The organism is Leisingera sp. F5 (assembly GCF_001593695.1).
In genome coordinates this window covers 1-3,594 of sequence record NZ_LUKH01000222.1, presented here as the reverse complement: position 1 = coordinate 3,594, position 3,594 = coordinate 1, and the positions used below count along the sequence as shown (strand labels likewise).

At 60.3% G+C, this 3,594-nt stretch carries 3 protein-coding genes and 1 pseudogene; 3 read left to right on the top strand and 1 reads right to left on the bottom strand.

Annotated elements, in window-relative coordinates:
- The first annotated feature begins 478 nt into the window (after positions 1–478).
- The 3 genes and pseudogenes from A2I95_RS27740 (at position 479) to A2I95_RS27730 (ending at position 2,203) form a co-directional block, all read left to right on the top strand.
- On the top strand, positions 479–715 hold the full coding sequence (locus tag A2I95_RS27740; protein WP_027256303.1) for a hypothetical protein: 237 nt from the start codon (positions 479–481) through the stop codon (positions 713–715).
- On the top strand, positions 705–869 hold the full coding sequence (locus A2I95_RS27735) for a hypothetical protein (protein WP_291735107.1): 165 nt from the start codon (positions 705–707) through the stop codon (positions 867–869). Before A2I95_RS27740 ends, A2I95_RS27735 begins: the two co-directional genes overlap by 11 nt.
- 303 nt (positions 870–1,172) lie before the next feature.
- Positions 1,173–2,203: pseudogene (locus A2I95_RS27730) on the top strand (IS110 family transposase).
- A gap of 347 nt (positions 2,204–2,550) precedes the next feature.
- Here the strand turns inward: A2I95_RS27730 and A2I95_RS27725 are convergent.
- On the bottom strand, positions 2,551–3,594 hold a 1,044-nt coding region (locus tag A2I95_RS27725), incomplete at its 5' end, for an aminomethyltransferase family protein (protein WP_291735105.1).

Genomic DNA, 3,594 nt, shown 5'->3' with positions numbered 1-3,594 from the left:
AAACCCCGTGCCGCCAAGCACAATCACAAACCGGGCACTGGTCATCATGGGGAAACGCTCCTCATCAGGCCGGGCACAGGAGGCCGGCCCCGCAGGGTCCCGCCACGCGCAGCGCCCGCCAGGGGCGCGAGACGCACCGGACGGGAACAACCCATAGCCTCCCATCACATAGCGCGGCGGCCCGTGCGGGCCACTTGCAGATGGAGCGGATAGGGTCTGCTCCCAACCGCCGCGCAAAGCGGCAGAGTGCAGATGTTGTCATCCGCTAGCAATGGTGCCCCGTCAGGCAATTTAATACAGGTGGCCTTGATCTCGGGAAGGACGTTTTTGTTGTCCACGGCATCACCGCCGACGGCACGGTTGCCTTCAATCGTTCGATCAAACGCAGGCAGGTTCTCAGATTCTTCGAGAAGCTTCCAAACTGCTTTGCCGGGGTTGGGCTTGCGGCTCGGCGCATCATTGGGCGCGGGAACTAAGGTTGATCCGCCATGACGTGCGCCTGATGCCCCCGGTCTGCGTCAAGCCCTATGTGAAACAGAAGGAGCAACAGGCTTTGCTGCCGATGCATGCCGTTCGGCAACTCATCGGCAGCAAGAAGACCCAGATCCTCAACGTGATCCGCGGCCATTTCCCGGAATTTGGCCAGGTGATCGGGAACCGTCCAGTCGCGGCGATACGCTTCGGCAAAGCCAGCCGGGCGGGTGGTGTTTTTTAACAAACTGATCGACCATCACTCACGGATCGTCGAACGCGCCAAGCGTCTGAGAACGGTCCCCGGAGTCGGCCCGATCTCCGCATCCGCCATCACCGCCCTCATCGTCTGGGCAACCTTTGCAAGCGAACAAAAATACCGCCATCCCGCCGCCTGACCAGAGGCGAAAGAAAAGTTAAAGAATTGCAAGACGAATGCCATGATGGCAGGTGCGGTCATCCGAGAACCTGAAACCCCGTGGTTTGTCCCGAACTTCCAGGTTCGCTTTGCCGATTGGGACCAGGTTCGAGGAACCCAGCAAGGTCAGCGGCAATCAAACCCGCGATCAAAGGCCTGATACATGACCGCACCCGATCACAGGCTTGAGCCGTTCAAAACGATTTGCATCAACAAAAGCAACGGTATGGACCCTGCCGCCCTCGGGCGGCGTATCTTCTATGGAGAGATGAAGGATCATATCGTGCAAGTCAAAAGGATCGGTCTGGATCTGGCCAAGTACGTTTTCGAAGCCCACGCAGCGGCCACGGCTGAAGAAGCCGTTTTGCGGAAGACCCTCCGGCGAGGCGCTGTTGCGTAGTTCTTCGCTGAATTGCCGCACTGTATCGTCGGTATGGAAGCCTGTTGCGGATCGCATTATTGGGCGCGGGTTTTGACTGATTTGGGCCACGAGGTGAGGCTGATCTCTCCACAGTTCGTGAAACCTTGCGTGAAATCGAACAAGAACGATCGCAACGATGCAGAAGCAATCGGTGAAGCTGCCGGCAGACCATCAATGCGCTTTGTACCACCGAAGCCGGCCGGGCAGTTGGAGATACAGGCTGTCCAACGTATCCGCCAGCGCGTGGTTGCAAACCGCACCCGGCTGGTAAACCAGGTTCGCAGTGCACTGGGGAAACATGGTGTCGTAGTGGCGCGGGATATCACCCGTATCCGGCGGGCCTCGGTGAAATCGCCGATGGCCATGAGAGCGAGTTTAGGGACATCTTCATTGATATGCTGCGCGGCATGCGCAACGAATTGGCCGAATTGGATAGCCGGCTCGCGGCTTACAATCGTCGGATCAAGAACCTCTTCCTCTCGTATGAGAGGCGCCAACGCATTAGCCAAATTGAAGGTGCAGGCCCAATTGCGGCAACAGCTTTGGTTGCCGCAACTGGTGATAAGTTTTGCTTCAAGAATGGCCGCCAATTTGCCGCCTGGCCGGGGTTGGTTCCCAAACCGAGATCAAGTGGCGGCAAGCCTCGATTGTTCAGGGTTAGCAAACGAGGCGGCCGATACTTGCGCACCCTGCTGATCCACGGCGCGCAAGCTGTGCTTGGAAAGGCTGCCGGGAAAACCGATGCGCGCGGTAATTGAATAGGGCGGATGCGGCAACGGCGGCATCCGAATGTTGTTGCCGTCGCTCTGGCGAATAAGAACACACGGATCGTCTGGTCGCTCTTAGCGAGAGATCAGGGATACCGTCCGGATCACACCGTGTCGTTCGGTTAATGGTCGTATCGGAAAGTTAGCCATAGGAGAACGGCTCCAAGAACATTGCAACATCTGCCAGGAGGTGGAAATGGGGCACGCCCGTTGCTTTTCGAACCTGATGTGTGGATCTGCAAGGTCAGCACCGATGCCTTAGGGGCGATGAAGCAGAAGCAAGCGGAAATCCATCGGGGCTCGCGGCAACGATATACCGGGCCGCCCTGAGAAGCCGGATATACATCAGCAATCGCCACCTCGAAACCAGAACCAAACAGACCGTTGCAATAAGGCGGGATCCATATACATCCACACATGCACAAACCGGCAGCCTCGCAAAATGGTTTGCCGCCACGGCCGGCTCCGGTGGCCTACCCCAGCCGTGCATTGCCTGGATCAAACGGCGCCTCCTCCAGCACCTGCGCAGGCAGCCGGGCTCCCAGCAGCTCCACCGTCAGCCCGTTGCGCGCACTCCGGTCGCGCAAGTACGCCAGCGCCAGCGTCTTGCCGGTGCGGTGGCCATGGGCGGCAGAGGTCACGATGCCCACCACCCGGTCCCCCTGCAGCACGCCGTGGGCATAGAACGGGTCAACCTCCCCTGCCTCCACCTCCAGCAGCACCATCTCCCAGCGGTCCTCTGCCTGCATCCGATGCGCCAGAGCCTCCTTGCCGGTGAAGTCATGGTCCATCCTGATCATATGGCCCGCGCCGGTCTCTGCCGGGGTGCGCTCGGTAGTGAAATCCGCCCCCCAGGCGCGATAGCCCTTCTCCAGCCGCATCGCGTTCATCGCATAGGCGCCGAAAAAGCGCAGCCCGTGCGATTTGCCCGCGGCCTCCAGCGCCAGAAACAGCTCGGGCATCCGGGCAGCTTCCACGTGCAGCTCCCAGCCCAGCTCGCCCACGTATGAGACCCTAAGGGCGCGCAGCGGGAGGCCCGCCACAGTGATTTCACGGACCGACAGCCAAGGGAATTCTCCGGTCAGATCGGAATCGGTCAGCGCGGCCAGCACATCGCGTGATTTCGGCCCCATCAGGCCCAACACGCCATAATCTTCGGTGACATTGGATATCAAAACATCGAACCCTTCTGACCGCGCCCGCAGCAGATCGGTGTCCATTTCCTCCGCCGCGGCGGCGGAGGTCAGATAGATATGGTCCTCCGCCAGCACGCTCACGGTGAACTCCGACTGGGTCCCACCTGCCGGTGTCAGTGCGTGGGTCAGGCCGATCCGCCCCGCCTTGGGCGCGCGATTGGCGCCGATCGTGTCCACAAAGGCGCGGGCATCCGGGCCTGTCACCTCGAATTTCGAGAACACCGACAGATCCGCCAGGCCCACAGCCTCCGTAACCGTCTGGCATTCCTGCGCCACCGGCGCGAACCAGTTGGAACGGCGGAAGCTTGGCACCGCCTCATC